At 68.8% G+C, this 18,059-nt stretch carries 17 protein-coding genes; 9 read left to right on the top strand and 8 right to left on the bottom strand.

The features are described from left to right. Positions 1 to 84: 84 nt before the first annotated feature. Both SH203_RS03345 and SH203_RS03340 read right to left on the bottom strand, forming a co-directional pair. Positions 85 to 1,461, bottom strand: a complete 1,377-nt coding sequence (locus SH203_RS03345; protein ID WP_087119410.1) for a HAMP domain-containing sensor histidine kinase — start codon at positions 1,459 to 1,461, stop codon at positions 85 to 87. Further along, complete coding sequence (locus tag SH203_RS03340; RefSeq protein WP_087119409.1) at positions 1,458 to 2,147, bottom strand: response regulator transcription factor; 690 nt, start codon at positions 2,145 to 2,147, stop codon at positions 1,458 to 1,460. Before SH203_RS03340 ends, SH203_RS03345 begins: the two co-directional genes overlap by 4 nt. 100 nt (positions 2,148 to 2,247) lie before the next feature. Here SH203_RS03340 and SH203_RS03335 point away from each other — a divergent pair, with 100 nt between their 5' ends. The 3 genes from SH203_RS03335 to SH203_RS03325 all read left to right on the top strand — a co-directional run bounded on the left by SH203_RS03335 (position 2,248) and on the right by SH203_RS03325 (position 5,150). Then, positions 2,248 to 2,949: a hypothetical protein gene (locus SH203_RS03335; RefSeq protein WP_087119408.1), complete on the top strand. Its 702-nt coding sequence runs from the start codon at positions 2,248 to 2,250 to the stop codon at positions 2,947 to 2,949. Then, positions 2,936 to 4,675, top strand: coding sequence for a caspase family protein (locus tag SH203_RS03330; protein ID WP_087119407.1), 1,740 nt, complete (start codon positions 2,936 to 2,938; stop codon positions 4,673 to 4,675). Before SH203_RS03335 ends, SH203_RS03330 begins: the two co-directional genes overlap by 14 nt. A gap of 118 nt (positions 4,676 to 4,793) precedes the next feature. Then, positions 4,794 to 5,150, top strand: coding sequence for a hypothetical protein (locus SH203_RS03325; protein WP_200808774.1), 357 nt, complete (start codon positions 4,794 to 4,796; stop codon positions 5,148 to 5,150). On the opposite strand, the gene SH203_RS15230 is transcribed toward SH203_RS03325, so the two are convergent. Next, positions 5,141 to 6,703 carry a tetratricopeptide repeat protein gene (locus SH203_RS15230; protein ID WP_143275669.1) on the bottom strand — a complete coding sequence of 521 codons (1,563 nt, stop codon included), beginning with the start codon at positions 6,701 to 6,703 and terminating at the stop codon, positions 5,141 to 5,143. The genes SH203_RS03325 and SH203_RS15230 overlap by 10 nt on opposite strands. A gap of 90 nt (positions 6,704 to 6,793) precedes the next feature. Here SH203_RS15230 and SH203_RS15220 point away from each other — a divergent pair, with 90 nt between their 5' ends. After that, positions 6,794 to 8,371 (top strand): CHAT domain-containing protein, encoded by a 1,578-nt coding sequence (locus tag SH203_RS15220; protein WP_159457525.1) that lies wholly within the window; start codon positions 6,794 to 6,796, stop codon positions 8,369 to 8,371. A 21-nt stretch (positions 8,372 to 8,392) separates the two neighbouring features. On the opposite strand, the gene SH203_RS03315 is transcribed toward SH203_RS15220, so the two are convergent. The 3 genes from SH203_RS03315 to SH203_RS03305 are packed head-to-tail and all read right to left on the bottom strand — an operon-like array spanning position 8,393 to position 11,906. After that, positions 8,393 to 9,397 carry a copper resistance protein B gene (locus tag SH203_RS03315; RefSeq protein WP_087119405.1) on the bottom strand — a complete coding sequence of 335 codons (1,005 nt, stop codon included), beginning with the start codon at positions 9,395 to 9,397 and terminating at the stop codon, positions 8,393 to 8,395. Beyond that, a complete protein-coding gene (locus SH203_RS03310; protein WP_087119562.1) occupies positions 9,394 to 11,133 on the bottom strand; it encodes a copper resistance system multicopper oxidase in 1,740 nt (579 codons plus the stop codon). The genes SH203_RS03315 and SH203_RS03310 overlap by 4 nt, the downstream gene beginning before the upstream one ends. Before the next feature lie 26 nt (positions 11,134 to 11,159). Next, entirely contained in the window at positions 11,160 to 11,906 is a 747-nt protein-coding gene (locus tag SH203_RS03305; protein ID WP_087119404.1) for a MauE/DoxX family redox-associated membrane protein, read from the bottom strand. 70 nt (positions 11,907 to 11,976) lie between these two features. Here SH203_RS03305 and SH203_RS03300 point away from each other — a divergent pair, with 70 nt between their 5' ends. After that, positions 11,977 to 12,372 carry a MerR family DNA-binding protein gene (locus SH203_RS03300; RefSeq protein ID WP_087119403.1) on the top strand — a complete coding sequence of 132 codons (396 nt, stop codon included), beginning with the start codon at positions 11,977 to 11,979 and terminating at the stop codon, positions 12,370 to 12,372. Here SH203_RS03300 and SH203_RS03295 read toward each other — a convergent pair. Then, positions 12,362 to 12,691 carry an energy transducer TonB gene (locus SH203_RS03295; protein ID WP_087119402.1) on the bottom strand — a complete coding sequence of 110 codons (330 nt, stop codon included), beginning with the start codon at positions 12,689 to 12,691 and terminating at the stop codon, positions 12,362 to 12,364. The genes SH203_RS03300 and SH203_RS03295 overlap by 11 nt on opposite strands. A 99-nt stretch (positions 12,692 to 12,790) precedes the next feature. Beyond that, positions 12,791 to 13,720, bottom strand: coding sequence for a LysR family transcriptional regulator (locus tag SH203_RS03290; RefSeq protein ID WP_234989357.1), 930 nt, complete (start codon positions 13,718 to 13,720; stop codon positions 12,791 to 12,793). A gap of 73 nt (positions 13,721 to 13,793) precedes the next feature. On the opposite strand from SH203_RS03290, the gene SH203_RS03285 reads away from it, so the two are divergent. The 4 genes from SH203_RS03285 to SH203_RS03270 all read left to right on the top strand — a co-directional run bounded on the left by SH203_RS03285 (position 13,794) and on the right by SH203_RS03270 (position 18,042). Beyond that, a complete protein-coding gene (locus tag SH203_RS03285) occupies positions 13,794 to 15,296 on the top strand; it encodes a CoA-acylating methylmalonate-semialdehyde dehydrogenase (protein ID WP_087119401.1) in 1,503 nt (500 codons plus the stop codon). Positions 15,297 to 15,449: 153 nt separating this feature from the next. Further along, positions 15,450 to 16,589 carry an isobutyryl-CoA dehydrogenase gene (locus SH203_RS03280; RefSeq protein ID WP_087119400.1) on the top strand — a complete coding sequence of 380 codons (1,140 nt, stop codon included), beginning with the start codon at positions 15,450 to 15,452 and terminating at the stop codon, positions 16,587 to 16,589. Next, positions 16,586 to 16,996 (top strand): hypothetical protein, encoded by a 411-nt coding sequence (locus SH203_RS03275; RefSeq protein WP_087119399.1) that lies wholly within the window; start codon positions 16,586 to 16,588, stop codon positions 16,994 to 16,996. Before SH203_RS03280 ends, SH203_RS03275 begins: the two co-directional genes overlap by 4 nt. Beyond that, on the top strand, positions 16,993 to 18,042 hold the full coding sequence (locus tag SH203_RS03270; protein ID WP_087119398.1) for an enoyl-CoA hydratase/isomerase family protein: 1,050 nt from the start codon (positions 16,993 to 16,995) through the stop codon (positions 18,040 to 18,042). The genes SH203_RS03275 and SH203_RS03270 overlap by 4 nt, the downstream gene beginning before the upstream one ends. Positions 18,043 to 18,059: the final 17 nt, after the last annotated feature.

Raw genomic sequence — 18,059 nt, 5'->3', positions numbered from 1 at the left:
TGTCGATTACGGTGCTGGTTTCCAAGCGATATGAATAAGGGAGACGATGAGACAGGCCTGTCTTAGACGAGTCAGTCGCCGGCTTCAGGCGACGGGATCGGTTGGCGCGAAGGTCAGCGATAGGCGAAGGCCGCGGTTCTGCGGGCCGTCGCCGAGTTGCAGGTCGGCGCCGTGTCTGGCGGCGACGGCGGCTGCCAGGGCCAGTCCAAGGCCGAGGCCGGGAGACGAAGTCGTGCCGCGCACACGCGGTTTGAGCAAGTCGTTACGGGCGGCCGCCGGCACGCCGGGGCCATCGTCTGAAACCGCGAGTTCGACGCCGGTTTCGACCGGCTTGACGCTGACGCACACGGTGGAGCCGCGCGGGCAATATTTGATGGCGTTGTCGAGCAGATTGGCGACGACGCGGATCAGCAGGGCCTGTTCGCCGGTGACATGGGCCGGGTTCAGGTCCAGCACCAGGGCGATCCCGGCGTCCTCGGCGACAGGGCGATAAAGATCGGCCGCCTGTCGGGCGATGAGCGACAGGTCGACAGGAGACAGGACCACGGTCGATCCCGCCTGGATTTCGGCGAGGTCCAGCAGGGCGTCGAACGTCTCCAGTATGGCGTTGGTCTCCGCGATCGCCGCCTCGGCCGCCGTGCGGGCCTGGTCGAGGGTGTCGGCGGCCCTGACCGTGTCGAGGTCGGAGCGCAGGCGCGCGATCGGGGTGCGCAGGTCGTGCGCGGCCTGGTTCGACACTTCCCGCAGCCCGCCCACCAGATCGTCGATGCGTTCGAACATGGCGTTGACCGAGCGGGCCAGGGCGCCGAACTCGTCCGACGCCCCTGCGCCCGGCGCGCGGGCGGTCAGGTCGCCGGCGCCGAAGGCTTCGCAGGCCTGGTTGACGGCTTCGACCCGGCGAACCAGCCGTAAGCTGGCCATCGGGCCGATGACGAAGGCGACGAAGCCGGCCAGCGCCAGGGCCAGCAGGCCCACGCCCATGACGTCCCGCTCCAGCCCCGCCTCGTCCTGTGTTCGGCCCAGCAGGATGTAGCCGCCCTGACCCAGATCGACGCGGTCGATCGCCGCGACCGAGAGCCAGCCGCGCGTGGTCAGGGTCAGTCGGTCGCCGCGCGAGACCTTGACGTCGGAGGCGGACAGATTGCCGGACCATTCTCCCGACGGCGTGACCAGCGCATACTGGACGCGATCCTTGCCCTGGGCGATCCGCGCGCCGACGATGGCGCGGGCGATGTCGAGACGGAGCGCCGCCGGGGCCTCGTCGATCTTCGCCTTCAACGCGCGGCTGTCGGCGAACACCAGCGACTGCAGGCGTTCGCGGTTCTTCTGGGCGACCAAATGCATGGCCCCCGCGAAGAACAGGGCCGATATGACGATGAACACGACCGCATAGGCGAGGGACAGGCGTGCGACGGCCGAGGCGCGTCGGGGGCGAGCGTTGGCTTTGCGCGCCCCGATCACGCGGCGGCGCCGTCCGAGAGCATGAAGCCCTGGCCGCGAACGGTCTCGATCAGGGGCTTGCCCGCGACCGAATGGATCTTGGCGCGCAGGCGCGACAGATTGACGTCGATGACGTTGATCTGAGGCGGAATCCGATACTCGGGCCAGCAGGCGTCCCACAACATCTGGCGCGAGACGACCAGATCGTGATTGGCGGCGAGGAAGGCCAGGATGTCGAACTCCTTTGGCGACAGGTCGAGGTGGCGATTGCTCCAATGGGCGGTGCGCGCCTTGACCCGAACCTCCAGTTCGCCGAGCAGAAACACCTCGGGGTGGCCCCGAGTGGAACTGCGTCGCAGCATGGCGCGCAGGCGGGCGACCAGTTCTTCCGCCTCGAACGGTTTGACCAGATAGTCGTCGGCGCCGGCGTCCAGCCCCTCCACCCTGTGCCGGGTGGCGCCGAGGTTGGACAAAACCAGCGCGGGCGTGCGGACGCCCAGGGCGCGCAGCTGGGCCAATCCGTCCAGCCCGTCTCCGTCCTCGACCATGCGGTCCAGGATCAGGGCGTCGAAGGGTTTGGCGGCGGCCGTCTTCACGGCGGCGGCGACCGTGGTTTCCGACGCCAGGTCCAGATCGGCCACGTCGGCGAGCGCGGCGCGAACGCGGTCGGCGGCGTCGCCGTCGTCTTCTAGCAAGAGTATGCGCATCGCTGGCTCCTTCGGCTCCCTTCTAGACGGCGAGGCGGCCGGGCGGGGCTGACAAGGCTCGTAAGTTGCGATGGTCGCCGAGTTTGAGGCAAGAAGAACAATGCTCTTTCGCACGCTTTGTCTGGCTGTCCTGTCGTCCGGTTCGGTCGTCGGACCAACCGTGGCGCAAGCCCTGTCCGCGCCCGCCCTTCAGGTGGACGCCGCCACCGAGGCGGCGGCTGCGCCGTTCGAGACGCTGGAGTTGTCCGCCCGTCTGGCGCGTCTGGGGCGGGAGCGGGGCGATCCCTGGCTGTTGGCGACGGCGGCGCGGCTGCGGCTGTCCACGGCGGCGCCGGTTCGCACGGCGCAATCGGAACCGGCCGAACCCGCGTCGCCGGGCGGGGCGGTCGATCCGTCGGACGAAGGAACCTGGCCTCAGATCGCCGAGGTCTGGCTGGACGAGGCGCAGATGCTGGCCGAGGGCGACGCCCAGGTCCTGGCCTTCATCGCCGCGATCCGGGCCCAGGAATACAAGGGGCGAACGGGCGGGCCGCTGGTTTCGCTGGCGCGTCTGCCGGCGGGACAGGCCCATGTCTTTCGCGAGCGGTTCGCGCCGGGCCGGCCGGCGGTCGTCTATGTCGAGGGGGACGGCGACGCGCCGCTGGCCGTGACGGTCAAGGCCGGCAAGGGGATGGTGTGTCAGGCGGCCGGGCCCGGCGACGTCAAGCTGTGCGCCTGGACCGCGCACGAACCCGGAGATTATCAGGTGGAGGTCCGCAATCTCGGCGCCGCCGCCAACCGATACGCCTATGGCACGAACTAGAGGCCCCGCGAGCCTCGGACTGCTGCTGGCCCTGGGGCTGTGGGCCGGCGCGAATGCGGCGAGCGCCGAGAGCCGGGCGCTGCTGATCGGCGTCGGGCGGTATCGTGATCTGCCGTCGGAGTTTCGTCTCGCCGCGCCTGAACAGGACGTTGCGCGCCTTGGTCGGGCCTTGAAGGTTGCAGGGCTCGGCGAGGCGGGGATCGAGACGATCTCCGATGACGACAGTCCGGCCGGGGCCAGCCGATCCGCCATTCTTGAACGGCTGGCGACGCTGGAGGCGCAGGCCAGGGCCGACGATCGGGTGCTGATCTACTTCTCCGGGCACGGCGGGCAGCGGCCGGCGGCGCCGGGGTCGCAGGAACCGGATGGGCTGGAGGAGGTCTGGCTCGCTTCAGACGCCACCTTGAACGCACAGGGACAGCCGGACGGCGGTTTTATCGCGGATCATGAGATCGCGGCGGCTGTCGCCCGCCTGCGCGCGCGGGGCGTCGATGTCTGGCTGGTCGTGGACGCCTGCTACGCCGCCGGCGTGACCAGAGGGCGGGAGGCGCCGGGCGCCCAGGCCAAGACCGTGTCGCGCGGCGGGGCCGGACGACGCGGTTCGGACAGTTTCGAGACAGGCGAACCCGGGTTCGGCGCTGTAGATTCCCAACAGCCAGGGGGACGCTTCGTCGGCTTCTATGCGGCTGGCGATGGCGGTCTTGCCCTGGCGACCGACAGGGGCTCGGTCTTCTCCAACGCCCTGATCCGCAGTCTGGACGCCGGGCGCACCCGCAGTCTGCGCGATCTGGCGGCGGGCCTTCTGTCCGCCGACGGTCGGCTGGGGCCTGACGCGCCGCGTCCGGTCTTCGAGGGCGATATGGACAGTCCTGTTCTGGACCTGACGCCAGGGCGCCAGAGGCGGTTCGCCGTCGTGCGTCGGGGGGCGGACATCACGCTGGCGGCGGGATTGGAGGAGGGGGTCGTTTCCGGCGACCGCGTCGTTCTGGAAGGCGAGGACCAGTCGGTTCTGGGCTATGGCCGTGTCACCTCGGCGGGCATCGGGCGGTCGGGGCTGGACGCGGCGCCGTCCGGGGCAGTGGCGGCGCGGGCCGTTTCGTCGCCCGATCAATCCAGGTCGCCCGCGGAGCGCGTGGCGGCGGCCATCGCGGCCTTGGGCGGCGGCTGGGCGCCGGACGGCTTGTCGGTCGGCGCCAGACTTGACCGGCCGTCGGCGGATCGGTGCGGCGATGCGGTCGATGCGGCGGCGCCGCCGCCAACGGCCCAAAAGGTGTCCCTGTTCGTTTTGCCGGGTTTGAGGGCCTGCGACCGGCTGTATATCGAGATGGCCAATACCGGCCGGGCGACGCTGGATGTGAATCTGCTCTATCTGTCGGCGGACGGAACCGTCATCGGACCGAGTCTGCATCCGACCGACACCGTCCGGCTGGCGCCCGGAGAAAAGCGCAGCGCCGCGCTTCGGATCGTTGCGGAGCGGAACGTGGTCGTGGAACGACTGGCGGTCCTCGCCGTGCCGGCCGCGACGCGCTTTCCCGCCGACTTGCGGTATCTGGCCGAGATGTCGAGCCGCCCCGGCGCGAGAGGCGAACCCGGCTATGAGCCTGCCTCCTTGTCAGCCTGGCTGGCAGATGCTCTGGACGGCCGGTCGCGGCGCGGCGCCGCCCTGGGGCCGCCGCCCGGTCAGGCGTCCATGGCCGTCGCCTTCCCCATCGTCGTCCTGCCATGACGGGAAATGTCAGATGGGTTCGCCGATCTTACGGCGACGGTAAGTGGGGCCGGGCGCCGGTCTGATCCACTCTGCGTTCAACGACGTCGCATCGGCGTCCGTGGAGAGGGAAACCATCATGATCAACCGTAAAAGCTTCATCCGCGCCATCGGTATGGCCGCCGCCATGGCCACCCTGACGCTGGGCGTCGCTGCGCCGGCCTCGGCGGGCGCCGGCGCCGACCGACGTGTCCGCATCATCAACGATACGCGGGTGACGATGACCCAGTTCTACGCTTCCAGCGTCGACGCCGACGACTGGGAAGAAGACATCCTGGGCAATGACGTGCTGCGTCCCGGCCGGTCGGTGCGCATCAATATCGATGACGGCACCGGCGAATGCTATTTCGACTTCAAGGCCGTTTTCGCCGACGGCGACGTGCTGGTCCGCGAGCGCGTCAACGTCTGCAGCATCAGCGAATATCGTTACCGCTGAGGCGTCGGCGGCGTGGCGGCGTCCTGTCGCCACACCGCCTCTATCCGGTTGATGAAGGCCGGCCGCGTCGTCGCCGACAGGCCCTGTGTGGGAACGCCCGCGCGCGCGGAGGTCAGGATCAGGGCCGTCGCCCCGTCCGCCGCATCGGTCGCCAGCGTAGAAGCGGCGGCGTCCAGCGGACCCACCTGAGCCAGCGCCAGATCGACCCGCGCGGTTTCCGCCGCGATCCGGGTCGGCGCGGAAGGCGGTCGGGCCTGGCCCACGGCGACGGCGGTGTCGAGCTTGGTCCGGGCTTGATCGAGACGCCCGGCGCGGACGTCTGCGCGCGCCTGGATCAGCAGAGGCCCAGAGATCGCCGGGGCCTGTGGCGCGATCCGCGCATAGATGTCCAGAGCGTCCTGCGCGCGCTGAACGGCGATGGCGTCGTCGCCATTCTCCTCGTGCGCCCTGGCGAGTTGCGCCAGCAGCGCCGCACGACCTTGCTGGCCGGAAACCTCCAGCCCCAGGTCGTTCAGGGCGGCTTCGAGACGCGCGACCGCCGCTTGCGGCCGCCCGGCCTGGATGTCGAGATCGGCCAGCATCCCTTGCGCCGAGGTGGCGGTGCGACGTCCTGCGGCGCCGCCTTCGGCATAGGTTTCGACCGCCTGCTCCAGCAACGGTCGGGCCAGCTCCGGGCGGCCCAGGTCGATATAGAGCGATCCCAGACCCGCCAGCGCATTGCCCTTGAGCGAAGGCTGGGGCGACTGCTGGGCGTCGAGCAGGGCAAGCTGTTCGCGCAGGGATCGCTCGGCGTCCTTCAGCCGCCCGGCGCGTTGTTGGGCCCCCGCCAAGGCTCTCAGCGCCCCGATCAGGGTCGGATCGCCGGCGGGCGCCGAGGCCCGCTGGATGTTCACCGAGGTCTCGGCCTCTTGCAGCGCCTCGATCAGCCGCCCTTCGTTCAGCAGCAGGATGTTGAGATAATTATAGACCAGCGGACGATAGCGCTGACCCGTCTCGTCGGCCGTGGTCAGTTCCGCGATGGCGGACCGATAGCTGGCTTCGGCGTCGCGACGCCGATCCTGCGCCTGTTGCGCCATGCCCAGGACGGCGATCCCCATGCCGACATCGGTTCGCATCGCCGGCGTGTCGGGGGAGCGGCGCAGGCCCGCGATGGCCGCTTCTATCACGCCTTGCGCCTCGGCCGGCTGGCCCGTCATGATGGTGTTGACCGCGATCTGGATACGCAGGTTGTGAAGCTTGGGGTCATCCGCATCCAGGGCCGCTTCACGCAACACAAGCGCCTCGCGACAGTCGGAGATGTCGGGTTCGGACTGGCCGGACCTCGCATCGCAGCGCGCGACCAGGGCGTCGGACAGCAGAACCGGGTCGGCGGGTCGGATCGCGCGCGCCGCGACGATGGCGCGATCCGCCGCCGAGAAGGCGTCGTCCAGCCGGCCGCTTTCGCGCGCCGCCGTCGCCGCCTGAATATCGGACAGGATGGTCTCGCGCGGCGTGTCGGCGGCGGCCGCCGTCGCCTGGGCGCCCAACAGCAGCAGGCCAATCAGTTGAAACATCACGCGCCCATCCCCGTCATCACCCCGAGAATGGCGCTCGCCATACGCCGTGATGTCAAGCATGATCGGCGACGAGAACGGGGGAAGATCGTGAGAACAGGGGTTCTGGCCGTCCTGCTCGGCCTGATGTGGACGTGTCCCGTCATCGCACAGGATCGATCTCCGCTGGAGATCGCGTTCGAGGACGCGCAACTGGCCGGCGCGCCGGGCGCGGGGGCGGCGCTCGCCGACGGCGCGGCTCGCATCGCGGCCGACGATCCGGGTCTGAGAGACGCCTTCGAAGCCCATCGTGCGGCGGAACAGACGCGCCATGCGCTGGAGACCGTGCTGGCTACGCTGCGGTCGCAGGGTGCGCCTGCCGCCGAGCGGGCGCGGGGCGTCGCCGCCGATCTCGACCGGGCGACGACGGCGGCGCAGACGGCGCGCGCCCGTCTGGACAGCGTCTATCCGGCATTCGGCGATCTGACCGATCCCACGCCGCTGTCCGTCGCGGCGGTCCAGGCCCTGTTGAAGCCGGGCGAAGGTCTGGTCGTCATCCTGCCCTCGGACCGGGCCACCTATGTCTGGGCGGTGACGGCGGACAGCGCGGTCTGGCGTCGCTCGGACATGACCGCCGGCGACGTGGCGACGGACGCCGCTCGTCTGCAAGCGGGTCTGGGCGGCGCCGAAGGGCGAGGTGCGGTCGACGCCGCACGCCCTGCGCGCTCGGGAACAGGGTTCGACCGCGCGGCGGCGTATCGGCTTTATCAGGCGCTGTGGGCGCCGGTGGCCGACAGCCTGTCGCAGGTGCAGACGGTGTATGTGGTGGCGGACGGCTCCCTTCGCGCCGTTCCGCCCGGGGTGCTGGTGACAGCCGCCCCGACGGGCGACGATCGCGATCCCGCAGCGCTTCGCGCGACGGCGTGGCTGCAACGCCGATACGCCTTCGCCATCCTGCCCACGGTCACGAGCCTGAGGGCCGTTCAGCGCACCGTCACCAGCGACAGCCGGGGCTTCGCCGGGTTCGGCGATGCGGACATGACCGCCTATCCCGCCGGGTCGGTCGCCAAGACTTTGGCTCCGCTGCCCGGTGCGGGCCGCGAGCTTCGCGCCCTGTCCCGCGCGATGCGAGGCGGCGATCGCAATCTGAAGCTGGGCGCGGCGGCGACGGAGGCCGCCGTGAAATCCGCGCCGCTGTCCGACATCTCGGTGGTCGCCTTCGCCATGCACGCCCTGCCGGTGAAGGAGGGGGGCGAGGGGGCGTTGCGGGAGCCGGCGCTGGTCTTCACCCCGCCCGCCGCGCCACAGGGAGAGGACGACGGCGTCTTGACGGCCAGCGAGGCGGCGCAACTGCGGCTGAAGGCCGATCTGGTCATCCTCAGCGCCTGCGACACGGCCCAGGACGATCCGCAGGCCCTGGGCGTCAACAGCCTGTCGCGAGCCTTCTTCTACGCCGGGGCGCGGTCGCTGCTGGTGTCCAACTGGCGAATTCGCGACGATGTCGCCGAACGCCTGTCCGTTCGCACCGTGACCCTGGCCCGTCGGAACCGGGCGGCCGTGGCCGACGCCCTGCAGCGCGCCTCCCTCGAAATGCTGGACGACCGATCCGACCCGACCTTTGCCCACCCCGCTCAATGGGCCGCCTTCAGCCTGTTGGGCGACGGCGCCGTTCGTCTCGTCGGCCGCTGAAGGTCGCGCGGGGACAGTTGGTCAGAACCAGGCCTTCAGGCCCAGCACGACCTGCGTCTTGTCCGCATCCCCGCCGCGCGCCGTGATCAGGTCGGCGGTCGATCCCAGGGCGCGGCTCCATTCGACGCCGAGGTAGGGGGCGAATTCGCGGGTGAATTCGTAGCGCAGGCGCAGGCCCGCCTGGATCGACGACAGGCCCGAGCCGATCTGAAGTTCGGGGATGTCGCGGGCGGACAGGGCCGCCTCCAGGCGGGGTTGCAGGATCAGGCGCTGGGTGATGCGCTGGTCGTATTCGGCCTCGACCCTGGCGGTCAGGTCGCCCTTGGAGGACAGATAGGCGGCGGCGTCGATCTCCCACCAGTGGGGGGCCAGTCCTTGCAGACCCAGCACGGCGTGGGTCGTGTCCGGGCCTTCGGGGCGAAAATCCTGACGCACCCCCGTCTGCAGGTTCCAGAACGGCGAGATGGCGCGGCTGTAGAGAGCCTGAATTTCCGCCTCGTGGAGGCGGCCGTGCAGGTCGCCTTCGCCCTCGGTCTTCCACCAGAAGCGATGGATGTCGCCGCCGGTCCAGCCCTGGGCGTCCCAGACATAGGCGTCGGCGCCGTCGCCGAAGACCGCTTCCAGCCGGTCGATGACGAGGGCGGTCGTGCGGACATCGCCGTTCTCGACGACCAGCAGACGGCGCGAGGCGGCCATGGCCTCGGCGCCGAATACCGTGTCGGCGGCATGGGCGGGGCCGGACAGGGCGACGGCGGGCGGCGGGGTGGTCGGGGCGGTCATGCCCATCCCCGTCATGTCGTGACCGGCGTGGGGATCGCCGGGGGCGGCCATCCGGCTCATGTCATGGCCGGCGTGCGGGTCCGCTGGTTTCGCCTCCATCTTGCCCATGTCGTGACCCGCATGGGGATCGACGGGGGCGGGCATGGCGTGACCCGCATGCGGATCGGCGCTCTGGGGGACGGGCAGGGCCTGTGCGGCACCGGCGGCCAGCACCAGCGGCGTCAGGGCGAGGAGAAGGCGGCTCATGCGGCGGCTCCATCCAGCGGTCGCACCGTCACCACGTTGAACATCCCGGCGTGCATGTGCATCAGCAGGTGACAGTGGAAGGCCCAGTCGCCGGGCGCGTCGGCGGTCAGGTCGAAGGTGACTTTCGAGCCCGGCGCGACATTGACGGTATGCTTCAACGGCTGATGCCCGGCGGGTCCGCCCGTGACCAGTTCGAAGAAATGGCCGTGCAGGTGGATGGGGTGCGACATCATCGTGTCGTTGACCAGGGTGACGCGCACCCGCTCGTTTCGCTCGAACCGGATCGGCTCGACCAGTTCCGAGAATTTGCGACCGTCGAAGCCCCACATGAACCGCTCCATATTGCCGGTCAGGTGGATTTCCAGGCTGCGCGACGGCGGGCGACGGTCCTTGTTGGGGGTGAGCGAAACCAGGTCGGTATAGACCAGCACCCGGTGCGGCGCGTCCTCCAGACCCAGGGGCCGTTCGCCCAGCCGGTCGGCGGGGGCGGGCGCGATCATGTCCACGCCGACGCCCACCGCCATGTTCGGCGGCGCCTTGGACGGATTGCGCATCGCCATGGCGTCATGATCCATGGAGCCGTGATCCATCGCGCCGTGATCCATGCCGCCCATGCTCCCCATCCCCATGTCGCGCATGGTCAGGTTCGGAACGGGTCTCAGCGGCGGAACCTCGGCCGTCATGCCCAGGCGGGGCGCCAGGGTGGCGCGACCCATGCCGGATCGGTCGATGGCCTCGGATACGAGGGTGTAGGCGCGGTCCTCGGTCGGACGCACGATCGCGTCATAGGTTTCGGCCACCGAAATCTGGAACTCGTCGGTCTCGACCGGGCGCACGTTCTCGCCGTCGGCGCTGACCACGGTCATGGCCAAGCCCGGAATGCGGACGTTGAAGATCGACATGGCCGAGGCGTTGACGATGCGCAGGCGCACCCGCTCGCCGGGGCGGAACAGGCCGGTCCAGTTCTCCTGCGGGCCGTGGCCGTTGATCAGATAGGTGTAGGTCGAGCCGTTGACGTCCAGGATGTCGCGCGGGTCCATCCGCATCGCCCCCCACATCCGCCGCTCCTCCAGGCTCATCCGGTCCGAGCCGTCGATCAGGCCGGACAAGGTGGTGCGCTGTCGATTGAAGTAGCCGGGGCTTTTCTTCAGCTTGTCCAGGATCTGGTGCGGATGCAGGAAGCTCCAGTCCGACAGCACCAGCACATGCTCGCGGTCATAGGCGACCGGATCGGCGCCCGCCGGGTCGATGACGAGGGGGCCGTAATGGCCCATCGCCTCCTGCAGGTTGGAATGGCTGTGATACCAGTAGGTGCCCGACTGGATGACCGGAAACTCATAGACGAAGGTTTCGCCCGCCTTGATGCCGGGAAAGCTGATGCCCGGCACCCCGTCCATCTGGAAGGGCAGCAGCAGGCCGTGCCAGTGGATCGAGGTATCCTCGTCCAGGGTGTTGGTCACGGTCAGCCGGGCGTTCTGGCCCTCGCGCAGCCGGATCAGCGGGGCGGGCAGGGTTCCGTTGACCGTCACCGCATGGCCCGTGCGTCCGCCCACGGTGAACGGCGAATGGCCCACGGTCAGGTCGATGTTCGGCCCAATCAGGGTCGGCAGGTCGGCCCTCAGGCCCGGCGATCCTGTCCGGGCCCAGGCGGGCAGGGCGGCCTGCAGCGCCATCAGGCCGCCGCCGGCCGCGACACCGCGCAACAGGCTGCGTCGGTCGAGGAAAGACTGGGTCATGGGATCATCCGTCCTTTCGCCGCGCATCAATGGGCCATGACCAGCATGGCGGCCGCCATGGCGATCATCATCAGGTTCTCGGTCAGGCTGACGAAGCCCAGCGGGACATTGGACGCCCCACCGACGCAGGCGCATTTCAGCTCGCGCCTGTCGACATAGACGGCCTTGAACACCGACACGGCGCCTACGCCGCCGATGAACAGGGCGACCGGCGCCGACAGCCAGATCAGGGCGCCCGCCAGCATCAGCACGCCGGCTCCCAGTTCCGCGAACGGATAGACATAGCCGTAGCCCGGCCATTTCTGCGCCAGAAGGTCGTAGTTCAGGAACATGGTCGAGAACTTCTCCACGTCCTGCAGCTTCAGCATCGCCAGCAGACACATGGCCGTCGCGATGAAGTCGGGCAGGATCGACCCGCTGGCCAGGGTTCCGAACCGCGTCCAGGCGATGGCGGCGGCGATCAGCAGTGCGACGGCGAAGACGGCGAGGACGGGCGTATAGCTGGTCTGTCCCGGCGTCGGGACGGTCTGGCCGAAAAAGCGGCGTAGATCGTCATGGCCGCCGATACGCTGTCCGTCGATGAAGGTCTGGGGCGTGGTCTTGACGTCGTGTTCGGCCTTGAAGGCGTCGGTCTCGGCGCGGGTCGTCAGGTGACGGTCATCGACCCGATAGCCCTTGCGCCTCAGCAACCACAGGGATTTGCGGCCGTAGGGGCAGACGTGGTCCGGCATGACCATCCGATAGAGGGTGGCGGTCTTTTCGGGATGCGGCATCGAAGGTCCAGACGGGCTGACAACGGGCTGCACCCTCTGTAGGGTCTGTACCATGGTACGGAGTCAAGCGATGGCGATGACGATCGGAGGACTGGCCAGGGCCGGGGCGGTAGGGGTGGAGACGATCCGCTACTATCAGCGGCGCGGCCTGCTGGAGACGCCGGCGGGCGACGGGACGACGCGCCGCTATGGCCCGGCCGACGCAGACCGGCTGCGTTTCATCCGTCAGGCCCAGGCGGCGGGCTTCACCCTGGCGCAGATCGGCGAGCTGCTGACGCTGGATGCCGGATCGGATCGGACGCGGGTGCGCGACATGGCCAAGGCGCGGATCGAGGAGCTTGATCGCCAGATCGCGGACATGCAGGCGGCGCGCACGGCGCTCCAGCGGCTGGCGTCGGATTGCGCCCGCGGCGAGAAGGGGCCGTGTCCGATCCTGAAAGCTTTCGAGCGGCCGATTACGGCGTGAAGTCGATGGTGCGTTCGAACTGGGCGTCGACGGGGCGGCCTTGTTCGGTGATCGGCGTGACCTGGGCATCGTTCATCAGGGCCAACGCCGCCTCGCCGAAGCCGTAACCCGGCCTGGTTTCTTCCAGAACCACGCAGTCGGTGACATGGCCGGACGCCAGGGCGGTGCAGCGCAGGCGAACGCTGAAACGGTCCTGCGGCGGCGCGACCGAGGCCTTCTGCACCTGCGCCGGCCGGAAGTCGGCGCGGTCGCGCGGGAGGGCGTCGGCAGGGGAGCCCAGTAGAGCGGTCGTCAGGGTCAGGCCGAGGATCAGGGTCATGGCGCGTCTCGCTTACGCCCTATTAAGATTTGACTGCGGCCGATGTTCCATCGCCCGGTGAACTGTGTTCGAGGCGTGTCCCTGGAAACACAGGCTGCATCAGGCCGAGAGGGTCGCGAAGGGCCTCAAACTGTCGTTGCGGTCGGCGCACAGGGTCTTCAGCCAGGCGCGCACTGTACGAAGGCGCGCGGTGTCGTGAACCTCGCGGTGGGTGGCCAGCCAGAACCGCCGCTCGATCAGGATTTCGGGCAGGACGCGCTGCAAGCCCTTCGCCATGAAACAGGGCAGGACGCCGATCCCCCCGCCGGCGGCGATGATCTCTCTCTGGGCGCGGATGGAGGAGGAGCCGAGATGCGGCGTCAGTCCCGGCCGGATTTCGTCCAGATAGCGCAACTCGGGCGCATAGATCAGGTCGTCGATATAGCCGACGATGTCGAAGCCGCTCAGGGCCTCGACGCTGTCGGGCGCGCCGTGACGCGCCACATAGTCGGGCGCGGCGTACAGAGCCAGTTGATAGGGCGTCAGCGGTTCCACGATCAGCCGCGCCGCATCGGGCGCCGCCAGGGTGATGGCCATGTCCACCTCGCGGCGGCTGGGCGACAGGAAGCCGGCGTTGGCGGCCAGTTCGATCCGAAGCCCTGGACTGGCGTGGCGCAGATCGGCCAGGGCCGGGGCCATCAGGGCCGCGCCGAACCCTTCGGAGGCGCTGATGCGCACGACGCCGGCCAAGGCGTCGGGGCGGATGACACGCGCCGCCGATTCCATCGCACCCTCGGCCTTCAGGCCGATGTCCAGAATATGGGCGCCCGACGCCGTCAGGTGCAGGCCGGTGGTGGAGCGCACCACCAGCGTCGACTTCAGCGCGCTTTCCAGCCGGGCGACGCGCCGTCCGACCGTCGCCGCATCCACCCCCAGCCGATGCGCCGCGCCGCCCAGCGACCCGGCGCGGGCGGCCGCGACGAAGATACGCAGATCGTCCCAGTCGAACACCGTCTCGCCCCATGCAAAAATGCAGATCGGTTCCTGCAACTTCGCATTATCGACCCACGCGAGGCGATGCTAGCAAGGGCGACACAAGAATAATCACCACGGGAGACCTCGCATGCGCGACATCCGCCACTTCATCGACGGCGCGGCCTTTGACGGCGCGTCGGGCCGGTTCGGCGACGTGTTCAACCCCAACACTGGCGAGGTTCAGGCGCGCGTTCAGCTGGCCAGCGTCGGCGAGGTCGACCGCGCGGTCCAGTCCGCCCAGGCGGCGTTCGAGGGCTGGTCCTCGACCAATCCGCAACGTCGCGCCCGCGTGATGTTCGAGTTCAAGCGCCTGGTCGAGGCGAACATGAACGACCTGGCCGAAATGCTGTCCAGCGAACACGGCAAGGTCATCGCCGACTCCAAGGGCGACATCCAGCGTGGGCTTGAGGTCATCGAGTTCGCCTGCGGCATCCCCCATGCGCAGAAGGGCGAATACACCTATGGCGCCGGGCCGGGCATCGACGTCTATTCGATGCGCCAGCCGCTGGGCGTGGTGGCGGGCATCACCCCGTTCAACTTCCCGGCCATGATCCCGATGTGGATGTTCGGCATGGCCATCGCGGTGGGCAACACCTTCGTCCTGAAGCCGTCCGAGCGCGATCCGTCGGTGCCGGTGCGTCTGGCCGAACTGATGCTGGAGGCGGGCGCGCCGAACGGCGTGCTGAACGTGGTGCATGGCGACAAGACGGCGGTGGACGCCATCCTGACCCATCCGCTGGTCCACGCCGTCAGCTTCGTCGGCTCGTCCGACATCGCCCACTATGTCTATCAGACCGGCGCGGCCAACCATAAGCGGGTCCAGGCCATGGGCGGGGCCAAGAACCACGGCATCGTCCTGCCCGACGCCGACATGGATCAGGTCATCAAGGATCTGGCGGGCGCGGCCTATGGCTCGGCCGGCGAACGCTGCATGGCCCTGCCGGTCGTGGTGCCGGTCGGCAAGAAGACGGCCGACGAACTGCGCGAGCGGATGGTCGCCGAGATCGAGACGCTGAAGGTCGGGGTCTCCACCGACGCGGGCGCCCATTACGGCCCCGTCGTCACCGCCCAGCACAAGGCCCGCGTCGAGGGCTGGATCGCCAAGGGCGTCGAGGAAGGCGCCGAACTGGTGGTCGACGGTCGCGGCTTCAGCCTGCAGGGGCATGAGAACGGCTATTTCGTCGGCCCGTCGCTGTTCGACCATGTGAAGCCGACGATGGAGGCTTACCGCGAGGAAATCTTCGGACCCGTCTTGCAGATCGTGCGCGCCGAAAGCTTCGAAGAGGCGCTGAGCCTGCCCAGCCAGCACCAGTACGGCAACGGCGTCGCCATCTTCACCCAGAACGGCCGCGCGGCCCGCGACTTCGCCGCCCGCGTCAATGTCGGCATGGTCGGGATCAACGTGCCGATCCCGGTGCCGGTCGCCTATCACACCTTCGGCGGCTGGAAGCGGTCGGCCTTCGGCGACATCAACCAGCACGGCATGGAAGGCCTGCGGTTCTGGACCAAGACCAAGACCATTACCGCCCGCTGGCCGGATTCGGCCCTGGAACACGCGGATTCGTCGTTCGTCATTCCGACGATGCGCTGACGCACGGTTCCTAGAAAATCCCCGTCACCCTCGGGCTTGACCCGAGGGCCGGGTTGTTCGCCTGCTCATGCGAGGATTCCGACGCACGGGCCGCTCAACGCCCGATCCTCGGGTCAAGCCCGAGGATGACGGTGTGGAGGTAGGAGAGTAAATTTGGACTTCGCCCTTACCGACGATCAGCGCGCCATTCAGGACGCGGCCCGCGCCTTCGCCGAGGCCGAGTTGGCGCCCCATTCGGCCCGCTGGGACGAGGACAAGCATTTCCCGGTCGAGGTGATGAAACAGGCGGCCGAGATGGGCTTCTGCGGCATCTACACGGGCGAGGAACACGGCGGCATGGCCCTGGGGCGGGTCGAGGCGGCGGTGATCTTTGAAGAGTTGTCGCGCGGCGATGTAGCGACGGCGGCCTTCATCTCGATCCACAATATGGCGACTTGGATGATCGATCGTTTCGGGTCGGACGACCTGCGCGGACGGTTCGTTCCTACACTCGTCGGCATGGAGAAGATTGCGAGCTACTGCCTGACCGAGCCGGGTTCGGGGTCGGACGCGGCGGCATTGCGGACGACGGCGGTGCGCGACGGCGACCATTATGTGTTGAACGGTTCCAAGGCCTTCATCTCGGGCGCCGGCACGTCTGACGTCTATGTCGTCATGGTCCGCACGGGCGGCGAGGGGCCGAAAGGCGTCAGCGCTCTCGTGGTTGAGGCGGGCACGGCCGGCCTGTCGTTCGGGGCGCAGGAAAGGAAGATGGGCTGGAACGCCCAGCCGACCGCCATCGTCCAGTTCGACGACTGCCGCGTGCCGGTCGCCAATCTGCTGGGCGAAGAGGGGGCGGGATTCCGCTACGCTATGGCTGGGCTGGACGGCGGGCGGCTGAACATCGCCGCCTGTTCGCTGGGCGGGGCGCGGCTGGCGCTGGAGACGGCGCAAGACTACGTCGCCACGCGCAAACAGTTCGGCCGACCGATCGGCGAGTTTCAGGCGTTGCAGTTCCGCCTGGCCGACATGGCCACGGACCTTGAGGCGGCGCGGCTGATGGTGCTGCGCGGCGCCTGGGCCATCGACGACGACCACCCGGAAAAGACCAAATGGTGCGCCATGGCCAAGCGGCTGGCCACCGACGCCTGTTTCCACATCGCCGACGAGGCCCTGCAGCTTCACGGCGGTTACGGCTATCTGAAGGACTATCCGCTGGAACGGATCGTGCGCGACCTGCGCGTCCACCGCATCCTGGAAGGCACCAACGAGATCATGCGGGTGATCGTGGCGCGGGAGATGGCGCGGGGATGATGGCGCTGCTGGCCCTGTTGGCGACGACTCCGGCGGCGAGCGAGCCGCAATGGGTCACGGCCCGCATTCAGGACAGAGACGCCGTCGCGTCCTTTCTGTCGTGGGACTATTCGTCCGTGATCCTGCGCGCGACGTGCAGAAATCAGGATGTCGTCATCGACTATTACGGCGACGATGTCGTGCCGCGCGATGCGCCCAAGGCCACCCTGTATGTCGATGGCGCCGCCTTTGACATGCGTCGGGTCGGCGTGGCGCAATACGTACTCGGCGCATCCGGGATCACAGCTTTGCGACGCGGCCAGTCGGTCGAGTTCGATGCACCCAACGAGATGGGTGAGCCCTGGCGTCTTGGCGAGGCGGCTGCGTTGAAGACACTGGCGGCGACCTGTTCAGGGAACGGCAAATGAGCGACACCGAAATTATCGCCCGCATCGAAAACGGCGTCGGCCGCATCACCCTGAACCGGCCCAAGGCGATCCATGCGCTGAACCGGGCGATGTGCGAGGCGATGATCGCAGCCTTGCTAGACTGGCGCGAGGATGCGACGGTGCGGTCGGTGCTGATCGACCATGCCGGCGAGCGCGGCTTCTGCGCGGGCGGCGACATCCGCATGATCGCCGACAGCGGCGCGGGCGACGGTGTGGACGCCAAAGCCTTCTTCATGGCCGAGTATCGGCTGAACGCCCTGATGTTCGGCTATTCCAAGCCGATCACCGCCATCGTGGACGGCATCGTCATGGGCGGCGGGGTCGGGATTTCAGAACCGGCCGATGTCCGCATCGCCACCGAACGCACCACCTACGCCATGCCGGAGACGGGCATCGGCCTGTATCCCGAGGTCGGGGGCGGCTGGTTCCTGCCTCGCCTGCCGGGCCAGACGGGCGTCTGGATCGGCCTGACGGGCGCGCGACTGAAGGCGGCGGACACCGTGGCCCTGGGCATCCACACACATTTCATGCCGTTCGAGAACGTCGATGCCTTGAAGGCCGATCTGCTGGCCGAAGGCGCCGATCCGGCGGCGGTTGCGGCGCGTCATGCCGGGGACGCGGGGCCTGCGCCTCTGGCCGCCCACCGCGAGGCCATCGACCGGCTGTTCGCCTTCGTCACGGTGGAGGACATCTTCGCCGCGCTTGAGGCCGATGGATCGGACTGGGCGTCGGCCCAGTTGGCGACGCTGAAGACCAAATCCCCGACCTCGCTGAAGGTCACGCTGCGCCACATCCGCGAGGGGGCCAAGGCCGCCACCTTCGACGCCAACATGGCCGTCGAATACGCCGTCAGCGGCCGGATCGGCGCGACCCACGACTTCCAGGAAGGCGTGCGGGCCGTGATCGTGGACAAGGACAATGCGCCCCGGTGGTCGCCGGCGGACCTGTCGGGCGTGTCCGACGCGACGCTGGACGCCCTGTTCGCGCCTCTGCCGGAAAACCAAAAATGGACGCCGCTGGCCTGACCGCTTCCCTGCTTTCG

The sequence above is a fragment of the Brevundimonas sp. SH203 genome, from assembly GCF_002157625.1.
Classification (GTDB): domain Bacteria; phylum Pseudomonadota; class Alphaproteobacteria; order Caulobacterales; family Caulobacteraceae; genus Brevundimonas.
The sequence above is the reverse complement of the archived record's forward strand: the minus strand, read 5'-3'. Positions and strand labels throughout refer to the sequence as shown.

Bases quoted from the DNA above. Each gene is read 5' to 3' on its own strand.
- SH203_RS03340 (WP_087119409.1), bottom strand. From the start codon at position 2,147: ATGCGCATACTCTTGCTAGAAGACGACGGCGACGCCGCCGACCGCGTT.
- SH203_RS03335 (WP_087119408.1), top strand. From the start codon at position 2,248: ATGCTCTTTCGCACGCTTTGTCTGGCTGTCCTGTCGTCCGGTTCGGTC.
- SH203_RS03330 (WP_087119407.1), top strand. From the start codon at position 2,936: ATGGCACGAACTAGAGGCCCCGCGAGCCTCGGACTGCTGCTGGCCCTG.
- SH203_RS03325 (WP_200808774.1), top strand. From the start codon at position 4,794: ATGATCAACCGTAAAAGCTTCATCCGCGCCATCGGTATGGCCGCCGCC.
- SH203_RS15230 (WP_143275669.1), bottom strand. From the start codon at position 6,703: ATGTTTCAACTGATTGGCCTGCTGCTGTTGGGCGCCCAGGCGACGGCG.
- SH203_RS03315 (WP_087119405.1), bottom strand. From the start codon at position 9,397: ATGAGCCGCCTTCTCCTCGCCCTGACGCCGCTGGTGCTGGCCGCCGGT.
- SH203_RS03310 (WP_087119562.1), bottom strand. From the start codon at position 11,133: ATGACCCAGTCTTTCCTCGACCGACGCAGCCTGTTGCGCGGTGTCGCG.
- SH203_RS03305 (WP_087119404.1), bottom strand. From the start codon at position 11,906: ATGCCGCATCCCGAAAAGACCGCCACCCTCTATCGGATGGTCATGCCG.
- SH203_RS03300 (WP_087119403.1), top strand. From the start codon at position 11,977: ATGGCGATGACGATCGGAGGACTGGCCAGGGCCGGGGCGGTAGGGGTG.
- SH203_RS03295 (WP_087119402.1), bottom strand. From the start codon at position 12,691: ATGACCCTGATCCTCGGCCTGACCCTGACGACCGCTCTACTGGGCTCC.
- SH203_RS03285 (WP_087119401.1), top strand. From the start codon at position 13,794: ATGCGCGACATCCGCCACTTCATCGACGGCGCGGCCTTTGACGGCGCG.
- SH203_RS03275 (WP_087119399.1), top strand. From the start codon at position 16,586: ATGATGGCGCTGCTGGCCCTGTTGGCGACGACTCCGGCGGCGAGCGAG.
- SH203_RS03270 (WP_087119398.1), top strand. From the start codon at position 16,993: ATGAGCGACACCGAAATTATCGCCCGCATCGAAAACGGCGTCGGCCGC.